We start from the raw sequence: 22,241 nt of genomic DNA on the forward strand, positions 1-22,241 counted from the left end.
GGGTCGTCCTTATTATTTTTATAGCGACTTCATTGTGCCTTTTGGCAATACTGCAGATACTGCAGATTTTTGTACTGTAACTTCTGCTTGCTCGTTTAAAGAGATAACGATGAAATCTTTCTCTTCAGAAATTTTCACAATTTTACCCACTAAACCGCCTTGGGTAAGTACTTCATCACCTTTAGCCATCATACTCATTAGGCTTTTGTGCTCTTTAACGCGCTTAGCTTGTGGGCGGTAGATTAAAAAGTAAAAAACCAAACCGAAAATAGCTAACATTATTAGCATTTCCCAACCACCGCCTGCCGCAGGTTGACCAGCTGCTGCGTGTGCATTTGAAATAAATAAACTCATGATACTTCCTCTTTAATTTTAAAGTTTAATTTTTTATATCTGCTAACTCTGGCACATCTTGGCCTCGGCGAGCATAAAAATCTTGTACAAATTCTTCTAATTTACCTTCGCTAATTGCATTACGTAAACCTTCCATAACACGTTGATAGTAACGTAAGTTATGAATTGTGTTTAGTCGCGCACCTAAAATTTCGTTACATTTATCAAGGTGATGCAAATAAGCTCGTGAATAGTTTTTACACGTATGGCAATCACACTCAGGGTCAAGTGGCCCTGTATCTGTTTTATGCACTGCGTTACGTATTTTTACTACACCCGTGGTAATAAATAAATGGCCGTTACGCGCATTACGTGTTGGCATAACACAGTCAAACATATCAATACCACGGCGAACCGACTCAACTAAGTCTTCTGGCTTGCCTACACCCATAAGGTAACGAGGCTTGTCTTCTGGCATTTTAAACGCACAATGATCAAGGATATTCATCATTTCGTTTTTAGGCTCACCTACTGATAGGCCGCCTAATGCATAACCGTCAAAACCAATTTCTTCAAGACCAGCTTGTGATTGTGCACGTAATTCTGGGTACATACCACCTTGGATAATACCAAATAAAGCAGATGGATTATCGCCATGCCCTTCTTTTGAGCGCTTAGCCCAACGAAGAGATAACTCCATAGAATCTTTAGCTTCTTTTTCAGTCGCTGGGTATGGCGTACACTCGTCAAAAATCATAACGATGTCTGAACCTAAGTCACGCTGTACTTCCATCGACTTTTCAGGCGACATCATAATTTCATCACCATTTACTGGAGATTGAAATAAAACGCCTTCTTCAGTGATTTTGCGCATTGCGCCTAAGCTAAATACTTGAAAACCGCCTGAGTCAGTTAAAATTGGGAAGTCCCAATTCATAAAGTCGTGTAAATCACCATGTTGTTTAATGATCTCAGTACCTGGGCGAAGCATTAAATGAAAGGTATTACCTAAACATATTTGCGCACCAGTGGCTTTAACTTCATCTGGCGTCATACCTTTTACAGTACCGTAAGTACCAACAGGCATAAAAGCAGGTGTTTCTATTACACCACGGTCAAAAATTAAGCGGCCGCGGCGCGCTTTTCCGTCAGTACAATCTAATTCAAATTTCATATCATCCTCAATGTCGGAAAAACAGTCCAACAAGCTATAATTTAACCGCCTGATTCTACCCTTTTTGCCTCACTAATACTATTAGCTGCGATAAATTCAGTTTTGCCAATTGCCGCAAACAAAAACCCCAGCAACTAAGCTGGGGGTTTTAATATATTCGACTGAGTATTAAACAATATTTTGTTACTTACGTGTTAAAAACATCGCGTCGCCATAACTAAAAAAGCGGTACTGCTGCTCTATTGCAGTATTGTAAGCGCCCATAATATTGTCTTGGCCGCTAAATGCGCTGACTAACATTATAAGCGTTGATTCTGGTAAGTGAAAATTTGTGACCATGGCATCAACAACATTAAATTGATAACCCGGAAAAATAAATATATCGGTATCACCAAAATACGTATCTAACTTGCCGCCGTGAACTTTAGCAGCCGACTCCAATGAGCGAACTGAAGTTGTGCCTACCGCAATTACACGCCCACCATTTGCTTTAGTTTGCGCAACAGCTGCAACTACGTCATCAGGTACTTCTATGTACTCTGAGTGCATTACATGCTCATCAACACTATCAACTCGTACCGGCTGAAAAGTACCAGCGCCAACGTGTAGCGTAACAAAAGCCATATTTACGCCTTTATCTTTGAGTGCTGTCATTAACTTATCGTCAAAATGTAGACCTGCAGTTGGTGCTGCAACTGCACCTGGCTTTTCTCCATAAACAGTTTGATAGCGCTCACGGTCAGCATCGGTATCAGGTCGGTCAATATAAGGAGGCAGTGGCATATGGCCAATATCATTAAGTATATCTAGCACGTTTTGGCTATGATCGAACTCAAGCTCAAATAAAGTATCGTGGCGTGCAACCATTATTGCCTTGGCTTTGCCTTCTAAAATAACTTCGTTACCGACCTTAAGCGACTTGCTTGCCCGTACATGCGCAAGTACGCGATGCTCATCTAATACCCGCTCTACAAGTACTTCAACTTTTCCGCCTGAAGCTTTTTGACCAAACATACGTGCTGGAATAACGCGTGTATTGTTAAAGACCAATAAATCGCCTTCGTTTACTAAATCAAGTATATCGCTAAACACTTTATGTTCTAAAGTTCCGCTTGGGCCATCTAAAGTGAGTAGACGGCTGCTGGTTCTGTCCGCTTTAGGAAAGCGAGCTATTAATTCATCAGGTAAGTCAAAGCTAAAGTCAGCCACGCGCATAATTAGTAATCCACATCATTTAAAATCGCGCCAAGTGTATATGTATCGGATATTAAGCTCAAGAAATCAGCCAAACTTATAATGTCTGTTTGCGTGTTTGCCATTAAATTCTCTTGTTCTTATGGTTAAATGTCACTATTCTTATTCGGCTAAATTATTATAAGTTATATTAGGGGTGTTCAACTCGTGCCAAACCAGCTTAAATTGCTAATATTAAACGCAAGTAGTGCTGAACGTCGCGTGATTAAGGGCACTTTAGATAGCTTAAATGTATTTACCTTTATTGATGCCCAAGACAGTCTACAAGCTTTAAAGCTTTTAAAACAACACCCTGTTGATATTATAATAACGGGCATTAATGTTGGTAAAATTGATGGCTGGCGCTTTTCTAGGATGATCCGCTCAGGATTATTAAAAACACCAAAAAACACACCAATCTTACTTATTCCGCCAATTTACTGTGAGCGGATTGCCGAAACAACAGCCCGAAGCTATGGGATAGATGCTGTGCTACCGTTTGAGCACAAAGATATGCTCCCTCAAGTACTTGCGAATGTTTTATCTACTCACTTAGAAAAAAGTAGCCGGCTAAACTTATTATTATTAGAGCCACTTCAAAATACGGCCGACAAAATAAGTGAACAGTTAAAGTTAAACTTTGCTATCACTCACGTAACTTCAGCTAAAGCGGCACTTAACGCTTATAACCAACAGCAGTTTTCAATTGTGCTACTCGATGCCACTACATCAAGTGCAGAGAGCTCGAGTGTACTCGTTGAAGAAATCCTCCAGCACAATTCTAAACAAGCTATTGTTACAATTATAGAAAGTGACGATGCCGATTACGCTGAGCAGCTTTTGCTTTCGGGTGTTACCGACTTTATCAGAGCCCCTTACGATCCTTCATTTTTAAACAAAGTGTGTGACCACGCCGCACGACGTGAAGATTTTATGGTGAGTTATGCTGAATTTGCTTACAAAGTAGAACAATTGAGCGTGAGCGAAGTGCGTTACAAAGAGTTATTTTCTGCTCATCAGCGTATTTTATTGCACTTAAATACAGTTGTTTTAGAGCTCGATCAGCAAGGTAATATTCGTTTTATTAACCCCGCATGGGAAACATTAAGCGGTTTTGGTGTTAAATCATCACTACAAAACCCATTAAGCGCTTATTGTAATAACGAAGATAAAGGAAGGCTTGACTACACTATTAACGATATTTTACATGGTGGCGAGCAACAGCAACAAATAGAAGTAAAGTTAACCCACAAAAATGGCAATTTAATTTGGGTTGAATGCAGATTGCAGCTAATAAAAAATAGCCGTAATAACGCGACCATAACCGCAACTATCGACAATATACACGAACGAAAGCAAGCTGAGATTCAACTACGTCATTTAGCACACCATGACCCATTAACAGGTTTACATAATCGTTATTATTTTGATCAACAGCTTAATAAAATATGCCAAGATAAATACACCTATGATGGCATAGAGCATGCTGTTATTTATATTGACCTCGATCACTTTAAAATAATAAACGACAGTAAAGGCCATCATCAGGGCGATATAGTTTTAAAAGAAGTGGCGCAATTATTTAAAGCAAATATTGGCGACGATCACCTGGTATGCAGAATTGGTGGGGATGAATTTGCAGTCATACTTACCAATATGAATTTACTGGATGCACACCTTATTGCAGAAGGTGTGTGTAGTGCGATAGAAAAACATGCTTTTAAATCAAAAGATCAGATATACACTATTAGCTGCTCTATTGGTTTAACTCAAATCACGACACAAAATAACGACCCTAATGAGTGTTTAAAACAAGCCGATATTGCTTTGTATATTGCCAAAAACCTAGGGCGTAACTTAGTACATTGCTATTCAAAAGAAGATGCTCAAAACAATACACTACAAACAGGGCTTGAATGGGGCCACGAAATTCGCCAAGCACTACAGCAAGATAATATTGAACTACATTACCAACCTATTTGGGATTTTAAAGAGTGTAAAGTTGCTTATTTTGAAGCGCTTTTACGCTTAAAACTAAAAGGTGAACTCGTATACCCAAATCAGTTTATTCCCTCTTTAGAAATGCTTAACGACACATTTTTGATGGATCAATGCGTTATACGTAATGCTATTGCTTGTGTATCTAAGCACCCAGAGTTAAACCAAGTTGCTATTAATTTGTCAGCACAATCGTTCTTAGATGAACGCTTATTGCCATTAATTGAATCAAACCTTGAAAAGTATAACGTGCCTGCTTCGCGGGTAATTTTTGAAATAACTGAATCTGCGAGTATTAATAACCTAAAGGCCACTCGTAAAATGATTGAGAAGCTTAATAGCTTAGGCTGTCATTTTTCTATCGATGATTTTGGAACTGGATTTAGTACATTTAATTATTTAAAACAGCTACCAGCACAGCATGTGAAAATTGACGGCTCATTTGTAAGTGATATGCTCAATGACCCTATAGATTTAGCGTTAGTAAAAGCAATAAATGATATTAGTCGGTCTCTCGATAAGCGCTCTGTAGCTGAGTACGTTGAAAACGAAGAGATATTTTTTGCACTAAAAGAAATTGGTGTTGATTATGGGCAAGGCTACTTTATTGCACGCCCAATACCTGTTGAAAAAGTAAAAGATGAACTCGAAAAAATTTCTAAAAATAAAACGTTTTACCAACAACAAGCTAGCCCAAAATAAACAAAATTAAACAATTTTAATCATTTTATTACTACCAATATTACCTTTCTTGCCTATACTTTCAGCATCAAATAAAAAATGTCGTGCCTTTTTATGTATTTCACTTTAAAAACATGACATTACCTTTTGGCGGCATAGTACCGATATTTATAGTGGGTTTCAAAGCTATTTAAGCTTTTAAGGAAGAAGGTATGACACAACTAGTTATGTTATTACTGATTATACATTTTGCAATCGCGTATCAGTGTTACCGCTACGCGAATATTAAAGGCTACCCAGTTAAGGTATTTACTGTATTAGGCTGCGTGCCTTACTTTAACTTGGTGGTATGGATTTATTTATTATTTTTACCTGAACTTGAGCCTTTTGAAAGTCATCTTCAAAATCAAAAGCAGCCTTTGTAGGCTGCTTTAGTTCACTTATTATTCTGCTTTAGAAAAATCTAAACTACATTGACGCTTTAAAAATACCTCAAGCTGTTGACTAAATAGCCTAAAGTCTCGAATTCGGCCCGTAGTTTTACGCCACAAGATACCAATATCTCTATATGCATCACTTTGTGATGGTGTAGCCACCATATTTTTATTATCTAAAATACCCGCATTAATCGCCATCTGTGGTAAAAAAGTCACCCCGAGCTGATGCTCAACCATGCTTAATAGAGTATGTAAGCTTGCAGCTTCAAATGGGTTAATACAACTGGCACGGTTTAAATGACATGCACTAAGCGCATGGCCCGTCATGCAGTGCTCGCGCTCTAATAAGAATACGCTAGCCTCTGGTAATAGGTTAAAGTCGACTACGCCCTTTGCAGCGCTGTAATCCTTATGGTGCACTAAACTAAACTGATCTTTTGCCAATACTTGTGTATGAAATTTATCTGTTTCGTACGGCAGTGCAAGTAGCGCTAAGTCAATATGCCCATGTTCAAGTTTATCCAGTAGCTTGTCACTCGTATCTTCAATTAATACCAGCTCTAAATCACAAAAGGTTTCTTTACAAAAATGATAAAGCGGAGCCGCTATAAAGCTTGCAATTGTAGGTATAACCCCCACAGTCAGCTTACCACTTAGTGGTGTTAAAAAGCTTTTTGTAAGCTCTTTTAAACTAATTGTATCGTTAATTATTTTACGAGAACGCTCAACAACTTCTTCACCAATACTGGTAAACATCAGGCTGCGATTTTCACGCTCAATTAGCTGACAGCCTAGTGTTTCTTCAAGATTTTGAATAGCGCTACTTAAAGTAGATTGTCCTATAAAGCAGGCGCTAGCGGCTCTGCCAAAGTGCTGATGTTGATGAACAGCTAATAAATACTGTAGTTGTTTAATACTTGGAAGGTTAGTCATTTTTTCTTTCCACAAATAAAAAGACCCCAACACCTAGGGCATTGAGATCTTTTCAAGCTAAAAGTCTTTGAGTACTTTTTTATTAAACCCCAAATGCGGTTCTTAGTACGTAGAAAATAACAATAGCAAGGGCAGCGCCAACTGGCAATGTAATTACCCAAGAAACTACAATGTTTCTGATAACACCCATGTTAAGGGCGCCAATTCCACGTGCCATACCTACACCTAATACCGCACCCACTAGGGTTTGAGTAGTAGAGATTGGCATACCAGTACCTGAGGCAATAACAACGGTAGAAGCAGCAGCTAGTTCAGCAGCAAAACCACGGCTAGGTGTTAAATGTGTAATACCTTCACCGATTGTTTTGATTACTTTTTTGCCTAAAATAGCAAGACCAGCAACAATACCAAAACCACCTAGAGGTAGAATCCACCAAGCAATAGCTGCTTTTTTAGCAATTTCACCATTGTTTTCAACAATGTTTACAACAGCTGCTAGTGGACCAATTGCATTAGCAACGTCATTGGAACCATGTGCAAATGCCATACAACATGCTGTTAGTACCATAAGAACAGCAAATACTTTTTCAACATTGTTGAACTGCATTTGTTTATCTGCTTTTGGATCAATATTTAAGCGAGATATGGCAATTTTACCAATCACAGCAACAACTATTGCAACACCTACTGACAGTGCATAGCCTTCAGCTGAGCCTAGGTCTATACCAACGTGCTTTAAGCCCTTTTTAATTGTAACCAATGCCATGATAAAACCTGCTAAGCCCATATAAAGAGGGACATAACGTTTAGCATTTTTTAGTGGTGCATCTGTATTAAAAATAAGTTTTTGTGCACTCATGAATATTAAGTATGCAATAAAGCCTGATATGGCAGGTGTTATAATCCAACTACCTACAATACCACCTACTTTATCCCATTGAATCGCCTCAGTACCTACTGCAACTAACGCAAAACCAATGATTGCACCAATGATTGAGTGAGTTGTAGATACAGGCCAGCCTAAGAAGGAGGCCATTAATAACCAAGCGCCGGCTGCAAATAAAGACGAAATCATACCCAGAACCATTAATTCCGGAATATCTGCAAATGGTGCTGCATCAATAATTCCTTTACGAATTGTTGATGTAACCTCACCACCTGCTAAATAGGCGCCTGCAAATTCAAAAATCATCGCTATAAAAATAGCTTGTTTGATTGTTAGCGCTTTTGAACCTACAGATGTACCCATGGCGTTCGCTACGTCGTTCGCGCCAATACCATAAGCCATAAAAAAGCCGACTGCTGCGGCAATTAAAATTAATACCGTGCCGTAAGATGCAATGATATCCATTGTAAAACCTTAATCTTTCGTGTTTGAACTGATTTTAAATTAACGAGCTAACATCAGCTCAAGACGTGATCCTACGCGCTCTGCAATATCTGCAAGCTCGCCAACCCATTCAATGATTTTGTACAAAAACATAACATCAATTGGATTTAACTCACCCTCTACATCACGTAGCTGGCGGCGTACTTTTATCTGCATTTCGTCCGTGTCTTGTTCTATGGCATCCAATTCAACTAACATTTTTTCTACTAAGGTGACTTCTCGACCTTTAAAACCCGTTTCTAGCAATTCTTCTAATTCGTTAATTGCTTTAGATGCTTGTTTAGTCGCATCTACACAACGGGTTAAGTAAGCTAAGAAATCAGCTTGCATAACTTTAGGAATGGTCATTTCACGACCAATCACTCGTCCTGCAATATCTTTCGCTTTATTGGCAATTTTATCTTGTTGAGTTACTAATTCGAGAAGATCTGTACGCTCTACCGGCATGAATAAACCACGTGGCAATTGTAAACGTATATCTCTTTTCATATCATCAGCTTCACGTTCTAAATTGCGAATAGTGATGCGAAGCTCTTCAGCTTGTACCCACTCTTCTTTAAATACGTGATTAAAAAAAGGTATCAAAGCTTTACTTGCTTGATGAACCTTCTTGATGTGTTCTTCCATTGGTTTGATAGGAGATTTTGCAAATACTCCTAAAAACGCGTTTGTAGGCATAACTGACCCTTTAATCAAATTGATATGCTTTGCAGCATGAATTTTACAGTATTAACCAAGATTGTGAACGCTTTTTATTACTTCACTAAGGCTTGCAATGCACAAAGCGGCACTAAGCCGCTTTAATAAAAAAGAAAAATAGGTAAAAAATTATAGCGATTTTTCTATATCTTCTTGAGATGTATGACGAATATCTTTGCCATTTACAAAATAAATAATGTATTCCGCAATATTTTGACAACGATCCCCTATGCGCTCTAATGAACGAACAGACCAAACTAAGTCCATAATTTTAGGGATTGAGCGTGGATCTTCCATCATATAAGTCATTATTTGACGTGTGATAGCTTCATATTCACGGTCAACTTTTGCATCTTCTTTATGTACTTGAAATGCGCGCTGCACATCCATACGTGCAAATGCGTCTAGTACATCATGTAACATCTTTAAAACTTGGCGGCCCATATTCTCAATATTTACTAGCAAGTCTTGTTGATCTTTAGTAAATGAGTCTAGTGCAACTTTAGCAATTCGCTCAGCTTCATCGCCAATACGTTCTAAATCTGCAATAGTTTTTGCAATTGCAATCACTAAACGTAAGTCACTTGCTGCAGGCTGACGACGAGCAATGATACGCGTACATTCTTCATCAATGCTGACTTCCATTGCATTTACTTTGTAATCGTTCTGACGTACCTTTTGAGCAAGCTCAGCATCGTTACGACTCACCGCATCAAGCGCGCTATTTAATTGCTGCTCAACTAAGCCACCCATACTCAATACATGGTTACGTACATTTTCTAGTTCTTGGTTAAAGCGCCCAGAAATATGCTTATTAATATTATGTTCCATAGTTACCTTCTCTCTTAATCTTGTACAACACGCTATAACGGGCTAATTAACCGTAACGACCGGTAATGTAATCTTCAGTCTTTTTCTTCGTTGGTGTAGTAAATAAGGTATTTGTGTCTGAGTATTCAATCAATTCGCCCATATACATAAAGGCTGTTTGATCAGATACACGCGCTGCTTGTTGCATGTTGTGTGTAACAATAACAACGGTAAATTTGTTTTTTAAATCGTTTATTAGCTCTTCGATTACCAAAGTAGAAATAGGGTCGAGTGCTGATGTTGGTTCATCAAGTAAAAGTACCTCTGGCTCAATTGCAATTGAGCGAGCTATAACTAAACGTTGTTGCTGACCACCCGATAAGCCAAACGCGCTATCGTGCAATCTATCTTTTACTTCATCCCACAAAGCAGCACCACGAAGTGATTGCTCTACCACTTCATCTAATTTACGTTTCTCTTTAATGCCTTGTAAGCGCAGGCCATAAACTACATTTTCATAAATTGATTTAGGAAATGGATTAGGGCGCTGAAACACCATGCCTACATTACGACGAAGTGCTGCTACATCTACGCTCTTATCGTAAATATTTTGACCATGGAGTAATATTTCACCTTCAATACGGCAAATATCAACCAAATCATTCATGCGATTAATACAACGCAGTAATGTTGATTTACCACACCCAGACGGCCCGATAAACGCAGTTACTTGGCCTTTAGGAATGTTCATATTTACTTTATTAAGCGCCTGCTTATCACCGTAGTAAAGATCGAGGTCTTTAATCTCTAGCGCTTTTTGATCATCCGTTAAATTTTCTAGGTCTAACTTTTGACCAATATTAGCTTGGTTTACTTGTGGAGCGACTGTAATCATTTTTGTTACCTATAAAATCTTTACTAATTAGTGTTCAAGCGATCTGAATTTTTCACGTAAATGGTTACGTATACCAATGGCCGTTATGTTTAGGGTAATAATCACCGACACCAATAAAAAGGCAGTGGCGTATACCAGCGGACGTGCCGCTTCAACATTAGGGCTTTGGAAGCCAACATCGTATATATGAAAGCCTAAGTGCATGAACTTTCTATCTAAGTGAAAATACGGGAAGTTACCATCAAGTGGTAATGTAGGGGCCATTTTTACAACGCCTACTAACATTAATGGTGCAACTTCACCTGCAGCACGCGCAACTGCCAGTATTAAACCAGTCATAATTGCAGGGCTTGCCATTGGAATAATTATGCGCCATAACGTTTCAACCTTTGTTGCGCCAAGCGCTAGTGAACCGTCACGTACGGTACTTGGAATACGAGATAAGCCCTCTTCAGTCGATACAATAACAACTGGCAAAGTTAATATAGCAAGCGTTAACGCCGACCACATTACACCTGGCGTACCAAATACTGGCGTTGGTGCCGCTTCAGGGTAAAATAATTGGTCTAAGCTACCACCTAACATGTATACAAAAAAGCCGAGGCCAAATACACCGTACACAATTGAAGGCACACCGGCCAAGTTAATCACCGCAATACGAATCATCTTAGTGACTGCATTTTTAGCGGCATACTCGTGTAAGTAAATTGCAGCAACAACACCAAACGGCGTCACTATTACAGCCATCAGCATAACCATAAACACAGTACCAAATATAGCAGGGAAAACACCGCCCTCTGTATTTGCTTCACGTGGGTCATCAGATACAAACTTACCTAGCTGCACAAAGTAGTGCCCTAGCTTTGCAAAAAAGCCCATATCATTTGGAAACCAAACATCAAGTACTTGATACATTGGAATCGTAACTACTTCACCGCGCATATCTTTTACAGTTACGTGGTCACGTTTAGCTTGTTTACGTAGTGCAAATAAATCTTTTTCAAGTACACCATACTGCGCACGTAATTCAGCACGCTCTTGAGCAAGCTCAGCAACACGTTCATCAGTGAGTGCGTTATCTAGTAAGTAGCCCTTTTCTTTTAAACGAAGACGCTCAAGCTCATAGTTAATATGCCCAATGTCACCATTTTGTAAATCAAGTGCTTCGTCGTTTAAATCCACGGCACGCTCTACAAGTTCATGTAGAGCTTCAATTTTATCGCCTTCGACTGGTTTACCATCTTTAATTACACTTTCAACATAACCATAAAAATTACCGTTTTTACTACGCTCAAATACAGCAAGCGTTGCTGGCGTTGTTTTATTTTTAATATCGGTTTCTAATATCCAACGAAAGTCTAAATCTACATACTCACGATTACCTGTTTTAATAAGTAAGCGCTCTATTTCTTCTTTTTCAAATCCGCTAACGTCAATACCTGTCGCGGCTAAACGCGTTTTTGGTACTAATTCACGGTCATAAACTTCGCCAATAACGGTTTGTTTTGAAATTGACCCTTCAAGTTCAAACTGTACAACTTCTGAAGGCCAGAAAAAACTTAATCCTTTCCAGGCTATCATTGCTAATAAGCCTAAAACTGAAATTAAACTGATGCTCACTGCACCACCGGTCATCCAAATCCAAGGAGAACCAGACTTAAACCACTGCTTTACCATGTCATGTCTCTCCGCTTACATTGAGCTATATTTTTCACGCAGTTGCTGGCGAACAAACTCAGCGACTGTGTTAAAAATGAATGTGAATATGAATAGTACAAAGGCCGCTAAGAACAATATTCTGTAATGCGAACTACCTACTTCTGACTCAGGCATTTCAACTGCAATATTTGCTGCAAGCGTACGCATACCTTGGAAGATGCTCCAATCCATAATAGGTGTATTACCCGTTGCCATAAGTACAATCATGGTTTCGCCAACGGCTCGGCCAAGTCCCATCATTACCGCAGAGAAAATACCAGGGCTTGCTGTTAGTAATACAACACGTATTAGTGTTTGCCACTGCGTTGCACCTAATGCTAATGAGCCATTTGATAAATGCTTTGGAACACTAAATACGGCGTCTTCTGCAATTGAGAATATAGTTGGAATAACTGCAAACCCCATCGCAATACCTACAACAAGCGAGTTACGTTGATCGAATGTCATACCCAGCTCATTTGTTAAGTACTGACGTACATTGCCGTCAAACATCCAAAGCTCAACAAATTCACTCATCGCAAACGAAAACCAGCCAATAAATAAAACGACCGGAATAAGGATAATTGAATGAGATCCTTCAGGAATTCGATGACGGATTTTGGTTGGTAATTTAGTCCAAGCTAAACCTGTCGCTAACATACCTAAAGGTAATAATATGAGTAACCCAACAATTGCAGGTAAGTGCTCTTCTATCAAAGGAGCTAACCAAAGACCGGCTAAAAAACCTAAAATAACGGTTGGTAATGCTTCCATTATTTCAACCGTAGGCTTAACTACCTTACGTAATTTACTCGACATAAAGTATGCCGTGTAAATTGCCGCCGAAAGCGCAATAGGCACTGCAAATAACATCGCATAAAGGGCTGCTTTTAATGTACCAAACGAAATTGGCACTAATGAAAACTTAGATTCAAAGTCATCACTGGCTGATGTTGACTGCCATATATAACCTGGCTCTGGGTAACCTTCGTACCACACTTCTTGCCAAAGCGCTGACCAAGTGACTTCTGGATGCTCGTTATGTATTTCTAATACTGTTAGTTTGTTATCCGCCAAAATTAATGCAGCATTTGAACGCGGTGAAATTGCAAAGTTTTGTATTGCGCCTTCACTTACTTTACCTTGCCATAATTTTGCTTCGCTTGTTGTGTAGTACACCCCAAGCTCACCGTTACTGCTGGTCGTAAAAAAAGTACGACGGTAGAACTCTGTAAATACATTTAATTTACTTTGCTTAGTCGTTTCAAATGAACGTATTTTTTGATATTCGCGGCCAGTGTCAGTGTTAACTTCAAACCACTGCGAAACTTCGCCGTTATCATTGGCAAGCATTAATGAGTTTGCACCTGCTAGTAATTGTGCAGATACAATATTGGCATTTTCTTCGTTAGCTGAAAGTAACTGAATTTGCTCTACATCACTTGGGTCACGTGTATCGTATACGTAAACTTGATTAGCAGAACGTACAAAAGTACGGGTTGTATCTGGAGACATTAATAGCTCATCTACACGCCCTTCAACATCTAGCTCTGTGCGCTCAACAACCCACTCAACTTCGCCAGTAAACATATTCTCTTCAGCAACAAAACTGCTAAACAGCACCCGTTTGTCTTCTGTAAGTGCGACAACGGCTGTTCTGTCTTCATAGCGGCTAAATGCAAAGCGTTTAATAGCTGAGCCTTGTTCATCTACTTCCAGAGCCATTTCCCCAAGAGGAAAGTCTAAACGAGGCGTTAATTTACGCTCGTTATTAGGAAAGGTGACCAAAAATTTAGGTGCTACGACCATTACAGTGCCATCTTTTAAACCAAACGCATAATGCCCTTGAAAAGGCGCGCTAGTTGCAAAGCTTGTTGCATCACTTGGTAGCTCGGCGTTTAATGTTTTAAGCTTTTTACCAAAGCTGCCATCTTGCACACTGTAAAAATCAACCTGCCCTTGCTGACTGAGTAAATAAGCAACTTCAGTTTGCTCTTCTACACCTAGGCCTGCTATTTGCTGCGAATTAGCGACCTGAAAGCTATCGCGTTTTTCTACTTTTGCTGATTCAAAAATTGGCTGTACTACATAAAGAAGGTAAAAGAATATTAATAGCAGTGCTACCAATACCATTATCCCACCTGCGGTTATACCAAATTTGGCAAACCGATCTTTAAATAGACGGCTTCGATCCGTATTAAAAGTCGGTTTATTCGGATTTGAAGTCATCAAAACACCCTTAAATCTTAACGTTGTATAAATTATATTTCATCAAGATGACAGTAATGTTACAGCAGTAATAATAAGCACGTTAAAACGGTTCTAAATAAAACTAGCAAAGAAAATCGCTAAATAAGTCTCATATAGATGATTTTTAAGTGAACTAAATTATAAAATAATTGGACAAAGCATTTATCGAGGTCAATACTAAAAGAGTACTTACTAAAAAAAGAATGACTATTAATACCGCGTATAGTCAACACAACCACATTTATTTTTATTACTTTAAAATCAACGTTTTATAAAAAGTACAACAACACAATTTAGATTAGACAATACACTTAATGCCTATGCATTTACTTTCTTTGGGCTTAAAAAGAGAATTATTTATGAAGCAGTTGGTTATAACTATTTTAGGGCAAGATCGCCCAGGTTTAGTAGAGAGTATCTCATCCGTCGTGCTACAAAATCATGGCAACTGGCTAAGCAGTAACTTAAGCCATTTATTAGGTCATTTTGCAGGTATTATTCAACTTGAAGTTGCTGAGGAACACTTTCAATCATTACAAAGCGCTTTAAATAAGTTACCTAAGTTAGACGTTCGAATTGAAACCGGAAACACAGAAATTGAACCATCAACATTAGAACAAATCAATCTGGTTATTACAGGTAACGATCGCCCAGGTATTGTTCAAGAGTTGGCGAGTGTAATACGCCACAAAGGCGCTAACATTACTCATTTAAATTCAAGGCAGCAAAGTGCGCCTAATTGGGGGGTGCCTATTTTTAGTGCTGTGGCTACCGTTACTTTACCCAATGGTATGAATAAAGATGAAGTCATTGAAGCATTGGAATCAATAACAAGTGATTTAATTGTAGATACAGAAGAAGTTTGACATCCCTAGGTGCGTGCCACACGTTGACACGCATATTATTTTAGCCAGTTTATCAAAGCCCTCTGCGGGTTATTTAACGCAGACATAAAATAAGCCGATGCAAGCATCGGCTTATTTTAAATAGTTATCTTATAAAGCTACATATCCATATGACGATTCGTACTTTGCATCATTTGCTTTATACCTTGCTTTTCCAGCTCTAGTATTTGTTGCAGCTTTTCTTGGCCACTTTGAGTTTCAGCGCGCTCAAGTAAGTATTCGTATAATTCAATCACCTTTTGATGCTGCTCTGATAAATAAGCTTGAATAACTTTCTCATCAAATTGCTGGTCTTTACTAATGTCTTCGAAAGTAATTAGCTCAGGATTTTTAGCAAAGTATTCATAACAGTACGTATCAAGCGTATTTATTTCGGTTATCGCTTTAAACCCGACTAAATCTTCAGCGAGTTTTTTTTCGTAATTTAGGTAGTAGTCCACCAGCATTGCATTATGTTCATCGAGTAAATCCTTTACGCTATGAAAATTAGCCGCCATTTGCGTATGAAACAAAACGGTCCAATCGTATACCTCTTTAATTGTTTTAACTTGCATGTGCATTCCTTACTTAGTTGACTGTATAGGTACTACACTGCGTAAAGCGTGCCAATTAAAAAACCATTTAAAAACAGAAGGTTAATTTCAAAATGGATATTGGTTAGCAATTTAATAGAATAACTTACAAATTATAGGTAATTTTTATAGAGCAATGCGTGAGTAGTAACCGCACTGCTCTATCGTCTTGTTGCTTTATATTATTTAAGTCCTTGTTTGCGCCACAGTAGGTAAACCGCAGGAATAACAAGTAAGGTGAGTACAATTGCACTGCCCATACCGCCAACCATAGGTGCAGCTATTCGACTCATTACTTCGCTTCCGGTGCCTGTGCCATACAGCACAGGTAGCAAGCCAATAATAATTGTCGCGACAGTCATCATAACCGGGCGTACTCGAAGCCCTGCACCTTCAATAATAGCTTGCTGTAATTGCACTAAACTAAGTGGCTTACCAGTCTGCTCTGCTTCGATGCATTTTTCTTGATAGGCCTGGTTTAAATACACCAACATAATGACCCCAATTTCTACCGCTACCCCAGCTAAGGCAATAAAGCCCACACCTACTGCAACTGAAAAGTTAAAGCCCTCTAAATACATTAGCCATACGCCACCAATCATTGCCAGTGGCAACGTAGCCATAATAATAGTGACCTCAGCAAAGCTTCTAAAATTAAGATAAAGCAACACAATAATAATCGCTAATGTAAGTGGTAATACATAAGTCAGTTTGTCTTTAGCGCGCTGCATGTATTCATACTGCCCAGCCCACGTAATTGAGTAGCCAGCTGGTAGTATTAGGTCTTTATCGAGCACTTGCTGAGCGTGCTCGACATAAGTACCAATATCAACGCCATCTATATCAATAAAACTCCAACCGTTTAAACGTGCATTTTCGCTTTTTATACCAGGCGGTCCATCTTCAATAAATACAGCAGCTACATCACCAAGTGCTATACGCTGCCCTGTAGGCGTTACAATAGGTAACAACATTAGCTCTTCTGGCGAGTCTCTGTATGCTTGCGGATAACGTAAATTAACAGGGTAGCGCTCTTGCCCTTCAACGGTTTGAGTTACGTTTGTACCACCTATTGCAGTAGATACAACTTGCTGTACGTCGCTAATGTTTAAGCTATAACGCGCCGCTTTTTCACGATTTATATCTACTTTTATATAACGCCCACCAGCTACTCGCTCTGAATAAACCGATGCGGTGCCTTGTAGATCTTTTAAAAGCACTTCTATTTGTTGACCAATTTTTTGAATTTCACTCAACTTTGGTCCCGCAACTTTAATGCCCACGGGAGTTTTAATACCGGTTGCGAGCATATCAATACGTGTTTTAATTGGCATTACCCACGCATTCGTCAACCCCGGAAACTTAACCAAACCGTCGAGTTCTTTTTTAAGTTTTTCAAGAGTCATCCCCTCGCGCCATTCATCTTTTGGTTTTAACTGAATAAACGTCTCTATCATTGTAAGCGGCGCAGGATCTGTTGCAGTTTCTGCTCGCCCAACTTTACCAAATACTGTTTTAACCTCGGGTACTGTGGCAATTAGCTTGTCGGTTTGCTGTAGTATTTCGCGCGCTTTACCTACCGATAAACCAGGATACGTTGTGGGCATATACATTAAGTCGCCCTCATCAAGTGGCGGAATAAATTCACTGCCTATTTTGTTTACCGGGTAAAAGCCAATAACAGAAACAACCACCGCGAGTACCAATGTCATTTTTGGAAATTTAAGCACCCAGTTAAGTAGTGGGCGATACGCTGCGACGAGTAATCGGTTAACTGGATTTTTTTGCTCCGAAATAACTTTACCTCTAATAAAGTAACCCATTAATACCGGCACTAAGGTAATCGCAAGCCCAGCAGACGCCGCCATAGCATAGGTTTTAGTGTAAGCCAGTGGCGCAAACATACGTCCTTCTTGCGCTTCTAAAATAAATACCGGCATAAAGCTGACGGTAATAATTAATAAACTAAAAAATAATGCAGGACCCACTTCACTCGCCGATTTAGCCACAACTTCCCAGCGGTTTTCGTTGGTAAGTGGCGTTTTTTCCATATGTTTGTGCATATTTTCAATCATGACGATAGCGCCGTCGGTCATTGCGCCTATCGCTATTGCAATTCCTCCTAAAGACATAATGTTGGCGTTAATCCCCTGCCAATACATAATTATAAATGCCGTTAAAATGCCAAGCGGTAACGTAATAATTGCCACCAATGATGAGCGCACATGAAACAAAAACACCACACACACTAAAGCAACTACAATCAGCTCTTCAATTAGCTTACTTGTTAGATTATCTACCGCGTTATTTATTAAGTTGGAGCGATCGTACACAGGGACTATTTCAACGCCCTCTGGCAATCCCTTTTTAAGCGATTCTAATTTTGCTTTTACCAGCTCAATGGTTTTTTGTGCATTTTCGCCATAGCGCATAATAACGATGCCGCCGGTTACTTCGCCTTCGCCATTAAGCTCTGCAATACCACGGCGCATTTGCGGCCCGACTCTAATATCGGCTACATCACGCAATTGCAGCGCAGTACCATTAGCGTTTACACCAAGCGGAATAGCTTCTAGGTCGGCAACACTTTTAATGTAGCCTGTGCTTGTTACCATGTATTCAGCTTCAGCCATTTCAACTACCGAGGCGCCCATCTCTTGGTTGCCTTGTTGAATCGCCGTTTGAATAAGGCTAAGCGGGATACCATATGCACGTAATTTATCAGGCTCTACATTGACTTGGTATTGCTTAACCATGCCACCAACAGCAGCCACTTCAGATACACCGGGCACAGTTTGTAGCTCAAACTTTAAAAACCAATCTTGTAAGCTTCGTAGCTGACTAATATCGTGTTTATTTGTTTTATCAATTAGTGCGTATAAGTAAATCCAACCTACGCCTGTTGCATCAGGGCCAAGCTCTGGCGTAGCGCTATCGGGCAAACGGTTTGCTGCTTGGCTTAGGTATTCTTGTACTCGGCTACGCGCCCAATACAAATCAGTTTTTTCGTCAAAAATAACGTAAACGTACGAGTCACCAAAAAACGAAAAACCCCTTACAGTTTGTGCACCCGGCACAGAAAGCATTGCAGTGGTGAGCGGAAATGTAACTTGGTCTTGCACTACTTGCGGCGCTTGCCCCGGGTAAGTAGTTTTTATAATGACCTGAACATCAGATAAGTCAGGTAAGGCATCCACGGGCGTATTTTTTAGTGCAAACAATCCTCCACCCAGTAAAATAAATGTAAGCAACAACACAAAAAAGCGATTGCCAACAGACCAACGAATAATGGCAGTTATCATAATGGCTCCTAGTGAGAACTATGTTGCATAGTAGAATGATCAATCGGCTCTGCGTTTTGCGCTTTAGTAATTACAAATTCATCGTTAATAATGCTAAAAGTAAAATTAATATACTGGGCATTTTCAAACTGACTAATATCAATATCTGGCGCTAATACAAAGTCCATTCTGGCGGGTTCTCGATTCCATTTTTCAATGGCCTCTCGACTAATATTAATAATGCGATTTTGTGTATCTATGGCATTAATAGTGCCGTTAACCGTGGCGCTTTGTGGCTGTATATCCATGCTCATATTTGAGTCTGAACCAGAATCCGAACTCATACCTGAGCTAATGCTAGAACTAGGCATTTCCATTCGTTTAAAGTCGGAGCTCTTACTTGACTCAGAATCTATTAAAAATTGCGCTGAGGTCACTACCGTGTCACCTGTCGTCACACCTGACAAAATGACCGCTTCATTACTATTAATTTGCCCAACTTCGACTTCTACCGATTTAAAACGACCCTCACCTAATGCAATAACCACACGGTTTTGATGCTGCGTGCGAATTACCGCTTCTTTAGGGACTGTAAATTGCGCTTTACTCGCCTTAGCGTGAATGCTCACTTGTGCAAACATATTTGGTTTTAACCGATGATCTGCATTTTCAAACCTAAGCCTTACACGCAAAGTTCGGTTTTTAGCATCAAGCACGGGGTAAATGTAATCAACCTTACCTTCCCACTTTTGACCTTTTAAGTAATCAAGCGTCATTGTTACAGGTAAACCAACGCTCACTTGTTCTGATTGGCGCTCGAATACTTCTGCCTCTACCCAAATTTCATCAAGCTGAGCAATACTCATCATTGATGTGCCTGGTTTAACGTAAAAGCCTTCTCGTACTGTTAGCTCATCTACCACACCACTTTGCTTTGCGTAAAAAGTAATATTTTGCATTATCTTTTTATTTTTTTGTAAACGTTCAATAAATCCATCAGACACATTTAACGACTCTAAACGTGCCTTTGCTGCGCGAATTAACACGGTATTATTACGATTAACCGCCAATAAAAACTCTTCCTGTGCATTCACCAATTGTGGTGAATACAAAGTATATAAAGGCTCACCGGCTTTAACTTGTGCTCCTTGCGCTTTAACGTACAAGCTTTCAATCCAGCCCTCTACACGCGGATGAATGTGAATAAGTTGGTCTTGGTTATATTGCACATACCCCACAGTATTTATATCGCTGTGAAGTGTTTTAAGCTCTACTTTGGCAGTTCTTACACCCAAGTTATTAATGACTGCAGGCGAAATAGTTACTGCACCTGGTCCATCCTGAGCGTTGCTATCGTTTTCATATACAGGGACTAAATCCATTCCCATTGGCGACAGCCCTGGCGCGTCACGCCTGTAATTACTATCCATAGGGGCTACCCAATATAAGGGCTGTTTTTCAGCACTTTGCTGTTCATGCATCGCCGAGCTGCTAGGTAAAAACTGCATCACTAAGGCGCCAATTAACGCAAATGCGCCCGCACCAACTAAGGCAGCAACAAGTAACTTTAAATTAGTATTCATTATGTAATTCTCCAGTTTTATCGCTCATTACTTGGGGGTCTAAGCTACTTGCATAATAATTAAGGCGAGCGGTAATAATATGCTGATCTACTTGAATATTAAGCGCGTCTATTTTGGCGTTAAGCTCACTAATGCGCGCGCGCATCACGTCAGAAAAATCCCCATCGTCGCGCGTATAAGCATTTAGTGTTGCTTGAGATTGCTCTGACATTTGCGGTAATAACGTATTTTGATAAAGCGCATCGCGTTTTTGCAAACGAGCGAGTTGGCTAAACTCCTTAAAGTACATGCCTTTGAGTTTTTGAAGCGCCACCAGCTTTTGTGTTTTAGTAGCTTCTGCACTAGCAATAGCCGATTTAACCTGTTGATCTTGTCTATTATCAGTAAACAATGGCAAATCAATGCTAAATCCTACTGAAAGTAAATCAGCTCGCGACTCCCCCATAGGCGTATCATCTCGGTAACCATAACCCACATTAACGCCCATTTGAGGTTTGTAACTTTGCTTGGCGAGTGCAACTTCGGTTTGCTTTGCGGTGACGGTTTTTTCTATCGCAATAATTGCGGGATGCGCCATAAGCAACTGTATTAATTTATCAAATTCAAGGTTTGCAAAATCAACCAGCCCTGTGGTTTTAGTAAATTCGGCATTTAAAGGCTGCATAAGCATATTCATAGGTAACCACTGTGCTAAACGGTTTTTAGCACTTTCAAATTGCTGCTCAAGCATAACCAGCTTATCTTCAAGGCGAGTGAGCTCTAATTGCGCACGAATAATATCTTGCTGGCGTGTTTTACCTAAGGTACTTGCGTAGCTTGCTTCGGTAACTTCAATAAGCTGAGTAAATAGCCCTTTATCTTGCTCAATTAAAACAATACTTCGCTGAGCACGATACGCGTTTAACCACGACTCAATCACAATTGCTTTTACTTGTGCTAAGCGATCGGCGCGCTGCCAAGGATATTGTTGAGCAGACTGAGCTAATGCCTTTTGTTTAAGTGCTAAACTATTCCCTCGGCTAAACTTTTGGCTTAAATCGACTTTAAGTTGCGTCATCCCTTCTTGATCAAACGCATAACCGTTAGTAGGTAAGTTAAGTAAGCCAACCGTTAAAACAGGATCGGGTAAGGTGCCTGCGGCAATACTTTGCGCTATTGTGGCATCTTCTTGGTAGCCACTCGCTTTTAGCCATGGCTCATGCGTTAGTGCATAATTAAGCGCTTGCGTTAAGCTAAGCGTTTGCTCATTGCGGGCTTGCTTTAGCGTATCGATATTTAGGTTATTTGAATTGTTTTGCGCATTAACAGCTGTGCTAAATAACACAACACTACATAATACGGCTTTAATACTTACAGCGTGGTTCATCAC

At 39.7% G+C, this 22,241-nt stretch carries 17 protein-coding genes; 3 read left to right on the forward strand and 14 right to left on the reverse strand.

Annotated features, from left to right (window positions below):
• Positions 1-18: 18 nt before the first annotated feature.
• The 3 genes from yajC to queA form a co-directional block, all read right to left on the reverse strand.
• Entirely contained in the window at positions 19-354 is a 336-nt protein-coding gene (yajC, locus tag AC5NT5_RS15205) for a preprotein translocase subunit YajC (protein WP_002957830.1), read from the reverse strand.
• A 25-nt stretch (positions 355-379) separates the two neighbouring features.
• Positions 380-1,507, reverse strand: coding sequence for a tRNA guanosine(34) transglycosylase Tgt (gene tgt / locus AC5NT5_RS15210; RefSeq protein ID WP_002957831.1), 1,128 nt, complete (start codon positions 1,505-1,507; stop codon positions 380-382).
• 183 nt (positions 1,508-1,690) lie between these two features.
• Positions 1,691-2,722, reverse strand: coding sequence for a tRNA preQ1(34) S-adenosylmethionine ribosyltransferase-isomerase QueA (gene queA / locus AC5NT5_RS15215; protein WP_002957832.1), 1,032 nt, complete (start codon positions 2,720-2,722; stop codon positions 1,691-1,693).
• A gap of 186 nt (positions 2,723-2,908) precedes the next feature.
• Between queA and AC5NT5_RS15220 the strand changes: the two genes are divergently transcribed.
• Both AC5NT5_RS15220 and AC5NT5_RS15225 read left to right on the forward strand, forming a co-directional pair.
• The gene (locus AC5NT5_RS15220; protein WP_494513853.1) at positions 2,909-5,440 is read left to right on the forward strand and encodes a two-component system response regulator; all 2,532 of its coding nucleotides are present in this window, start codon (positions 2,909-2,911) and stop codon (positions 5,438-5,440) included.
• Positions 5,441-5,631: 191 nt separating this feature from the next.
• On the forward strand, positions 5,632-5,844 hold the full coding sequence (locus tag AC5NT5_RS15225; protein WP_002957835.1) for a hypothetical protein: 213 nt from the start codon (positions 5,632-5,634) through the stop codon (positions 5,842-5,844).
• Positions 5,845-5,862: 18 nt separating this feature from the next.
• Here AC5NT5_RS15225 and AC5NT5_RS15230 read toward each other — a convergent pair whose 3' ends face one another.
• From AC5NT5_RS15230 to AC5NT5_RS15260, 7 genes are all read right to left on the reverse strand, one after another.
• Positions 5,863-6,789 (reverse strand): hydrogen peroxide-inducible genes activator, encoded by a 927-nt coding sequence (locus tag AC5NT5_RS15230; RefSeq protein ID WP_002957836.1) that lies wholly within the window; start codon positions 6,787-6,789, stop codon positions 5,863-5,865.
• An 82-nt stretch (positions 6,790-6,871) separates the two neighbouring features.
• Complete coding sequence (locus tag AC5NT5_RS15235; protein ID WP_024597536.1) at positions 6,872-8,140, reverse strand: inorganic phosphate transporter; 1,269 nt, start codon at positions 8,138-8,140, stop codon at positions 6,872-6,874.
• A gap of 39 nt (positions 8,141-8,179) precedes the next feature.
• On the reverse strand, positions 8,180-8,857 hold the full coding sequence (locus AC5NT5_RS15240) for a TIGR00153 family protein (RefSeq protein WP_002957838.1): 678 nt from the start codon (positions 8,855-8,857) through the stop codon (positions 8,180-8,182).
• Positions 8,858-9,007: 150 nt separating this feature from the next.
• Positions 9,008-9,709, reverse strand: coding sequence for a phosphate signaling complex protein PhoU (phoU, locus tag AC5NT5_RS15245; RefSeq protein WP_007586465.1), 702 nt, complete (start codon positions 9,707-9,709; stop codon positions 9,008-9,010).
• 46 nt (positions 9,710-9,755) lie between these two features.
• Entirely contained in the window at positions 9,756-10,583 is an 828-nt protein-coding gene (gene pstB, locus AC5NT5_RS15250) for a phosphate ABC transporter ATP-binding protein PstB (protein WP_002957840.1), read from the reverse strand.
• 27 nt (positions 10,584-10,610) lie between these two features.
• Positions 10,611-12,260 (reverse strand): phosphate ABC transporter permease PstA, encoded by a 1,650-nt coding sequence (pstA, locus tag AC5NT5_RS15255; protein WP_002957841.1) that lies wholly within the window; start codon positions 12,258-12,260, stop codon positions 10,611-10,613.
• Between the two features lie 15 nt (positions 12,261-12,275).
• A complete protein-coding gene (locus AC5NT5_RS15260; RefSeq protein WP_494513852.1) occupies positions 12,276-14,510 on the reverse strand; it encodes an ABC transporter permease subunit in 2,235 nt (744 codons plus the stop codon).
• 380 nt (positions 14,511-14,890) lie between these two features.
• Between AC5NT5_RS15260 and AC5NT5_RS15265 the strand changes: the two genes are divergently transcribed.
• Positions 14,891-15,397, forward strand: coding sequence for a glycine cleavage system transcriptional repressor (locus tag AC5NT5_RS15265; protein WP_002957843.1), 507 nt, complete (start codon positions 14,891-14,893; stop codon positions 15,395-15,397).
• Positions 15,398-15,534: 137 nt separating this feature from the next.
• On the opposite strand, the gene AC5NT5_RS15270 is transcribed toward AC5NT5_RS15265, so the two are convergent.
• From AC5NT5_RS15270 to AC5NT5_RS15285, 4 genes are all read right to left on the reverse strand, one after another.
• On the reverse strand, positions 15,535-15,990 hold the full coding sequence (locus AC5NT5_RS15270) for a hypothetical protein (RefSeq protein WP_002957844.1): 456 nt from the start codon (positions 15,988-15,990) through the stop codon (positions 15,535-15,537).
• 200 nt (positions 15,991-16,190) lie between these two features.
• The gene (locus AC5NT5_RS15275) at positions 16,191-19,310 is read right to left on the reverse strand and encodes an efflux RND transporter permease subunit (RefSeq protein WP_182675636.1); all 3,120 of its coding nucleotides are present in this window, start codon (positions 19,308-19,310) and stop codon (positions 16,191-16,193) included.
• Between the two features lie 8 nt (positions 19,311-19,318).
• The gene (locus tag AC5NT5_RS15280) at positions 19,319-20,872 is read right to left on the reverse strand and encodes an efflux RND transporter periplasmic adaptor subunit (protein WP_494513851.1); all 1,554 of its coding nucleotides are present in this window, start codon (positions 20,870-20,872) and stop codon (positions 19,319-19,321) included.
• On the reverse strand, positions 20,862-22,238 hold the full coding sequence (locus AC5NT5_RS15285) for a TolC family protein (RefSeq protein ID WP_494513850.1): 1,377 nt from the start codon (positions 22,236-22,238) through the stop codon (positions 20,862-20,864). The genes AC5NT5_RS15280 and AC5NT5_RS15285 overlap by 11 nt, the downstream gene beginning before the upstream one ends.
• Between the last annotated feature and the right edge of the window lie 3 nt (positions 22,239-22,241).

The organism is Pseudoalteromonas sp. J2K-J599 (assembly GCF_059295115.2).

What these genes read in the sequence shown, in the direction of transcription:
- yajC (WP_002957830.1), bottom strand. Translation starts at nt 354, where the DNA reads ATGAGTTTATTTATTTCAAATGCACACGCAGCAGCTGGTCAACCTGCG.
- tgt (WP_002957831.1), bottom strand. Translation starts at nt 1,507, where the DNA reads ATGAAATTTGAATTAGATTGTACTGACGGAAAAGCGCGCCGCGGCCGC.
- queA (WP_002957832.1), bottom strand. Translation starts at nt 2,722, where the DNA reads ATGCGCGTGGCTGACTTTAGCTTTGACTTACCTGATGAATTAATAGCT.
- AC5NT5_RS15225 (WP_002957835.1), top strand. Translation starts at nt 5,632, where the DNA reads ATGACACAACTAGTTATGTTATTACTGATTATACATTTTGCAATCGCG.
- AC5NT5_RS15230 (WP_002957836.1), bottom strand. Translation starts at nt 6,789, where the DNA reads ATGACTAACCTTCCAAGTATTAAACAACTACAGTATTTATTAGCTGTT.
- AC5NT5_RS15235 (WP_024597536.1), bottom strand. Translation starts at nt 8,140, where the DNA reads ATGGATATCATTGCATCTTACGGCACGGTATTAATTTTAATTGCCGCA.
- AC5NT5_RS15240 (WP_002957838.1), bottom strand. Translation starts at nt 8,857, where the DNA reads ATGCCTACAAACGCGTTTTTAGGAGTATTTGCAAAATCTCCTATCAAA.
- phoU (WP_007586465.1), bottom strand. Translation starts at nt 9,709, where the DNA reads ATGGAACATAATATTAATAAGCATATTTCTGGGCGCTTTAACCAAGAA.
- pstB (WP_002957840.1), bottom strand. Translation starts at nt 10,583, where the DNA reads ATGATTACAGTCGCTCCACAAGTAAACCAAGCTAATATTGGTCAAAAG.
- pstA (WP_002957841.1), bottom strand. Translation starts at nt 12,260, where the DNA reads ATGGTAAAGCAGTGGTTTAAGTCTGGTTCTCCTTGGATTTGGATGACC.
- AC5NT5_RS15260 (WP_494513852.1), bottom strand. Translation starts at nt 14,510, where the DNA reads ATGACTTCAAATCCGAATAAACCGACTTTTAATACGGATCGAAGCCGT.
- AC5NT5_RS15265 (WP_002957843.1), top strand. Translation starts at nt 14,891, where the DNA reads ATGAAGCAGTTGGTTATAACTATTTTAGGGCAAGATCGCCCAGGTTTA.
- AC5NT5_RS15270 (WP_002957844.1), bottom strand. Translation starts at nt 15,990, where the DNA reads ATGCAAGTTAAAACAATTAAAGAGGTATACGATTGGACCGTTTTGTTT.
- AC5NT5_RS15275 (WP_182675636.1), bottom strand. Translation starts at nt 19,310, where the DNA reads ATGATAACTGCCATTATTCGTTGGTCTGTTGGCAATCGCTTTTTTGTG.
- AC5NT5_RS15280 (WP_494513851.1), bottom strand. Translation starts at nt 20,872, where the DNA reads ATGAATACTAATTTAAAGTTACTTGTTGCTGCCTTAGTTGGTGCGGGC.
- AC5NT5_RS15285 (WP_494513850.1), bottom strand. Translation starts at nt 22,238, where the DNA reads ATGAACCACGCTGTAAGTATTAAAGCCGTATTATGTAGTGTTGTGTTA.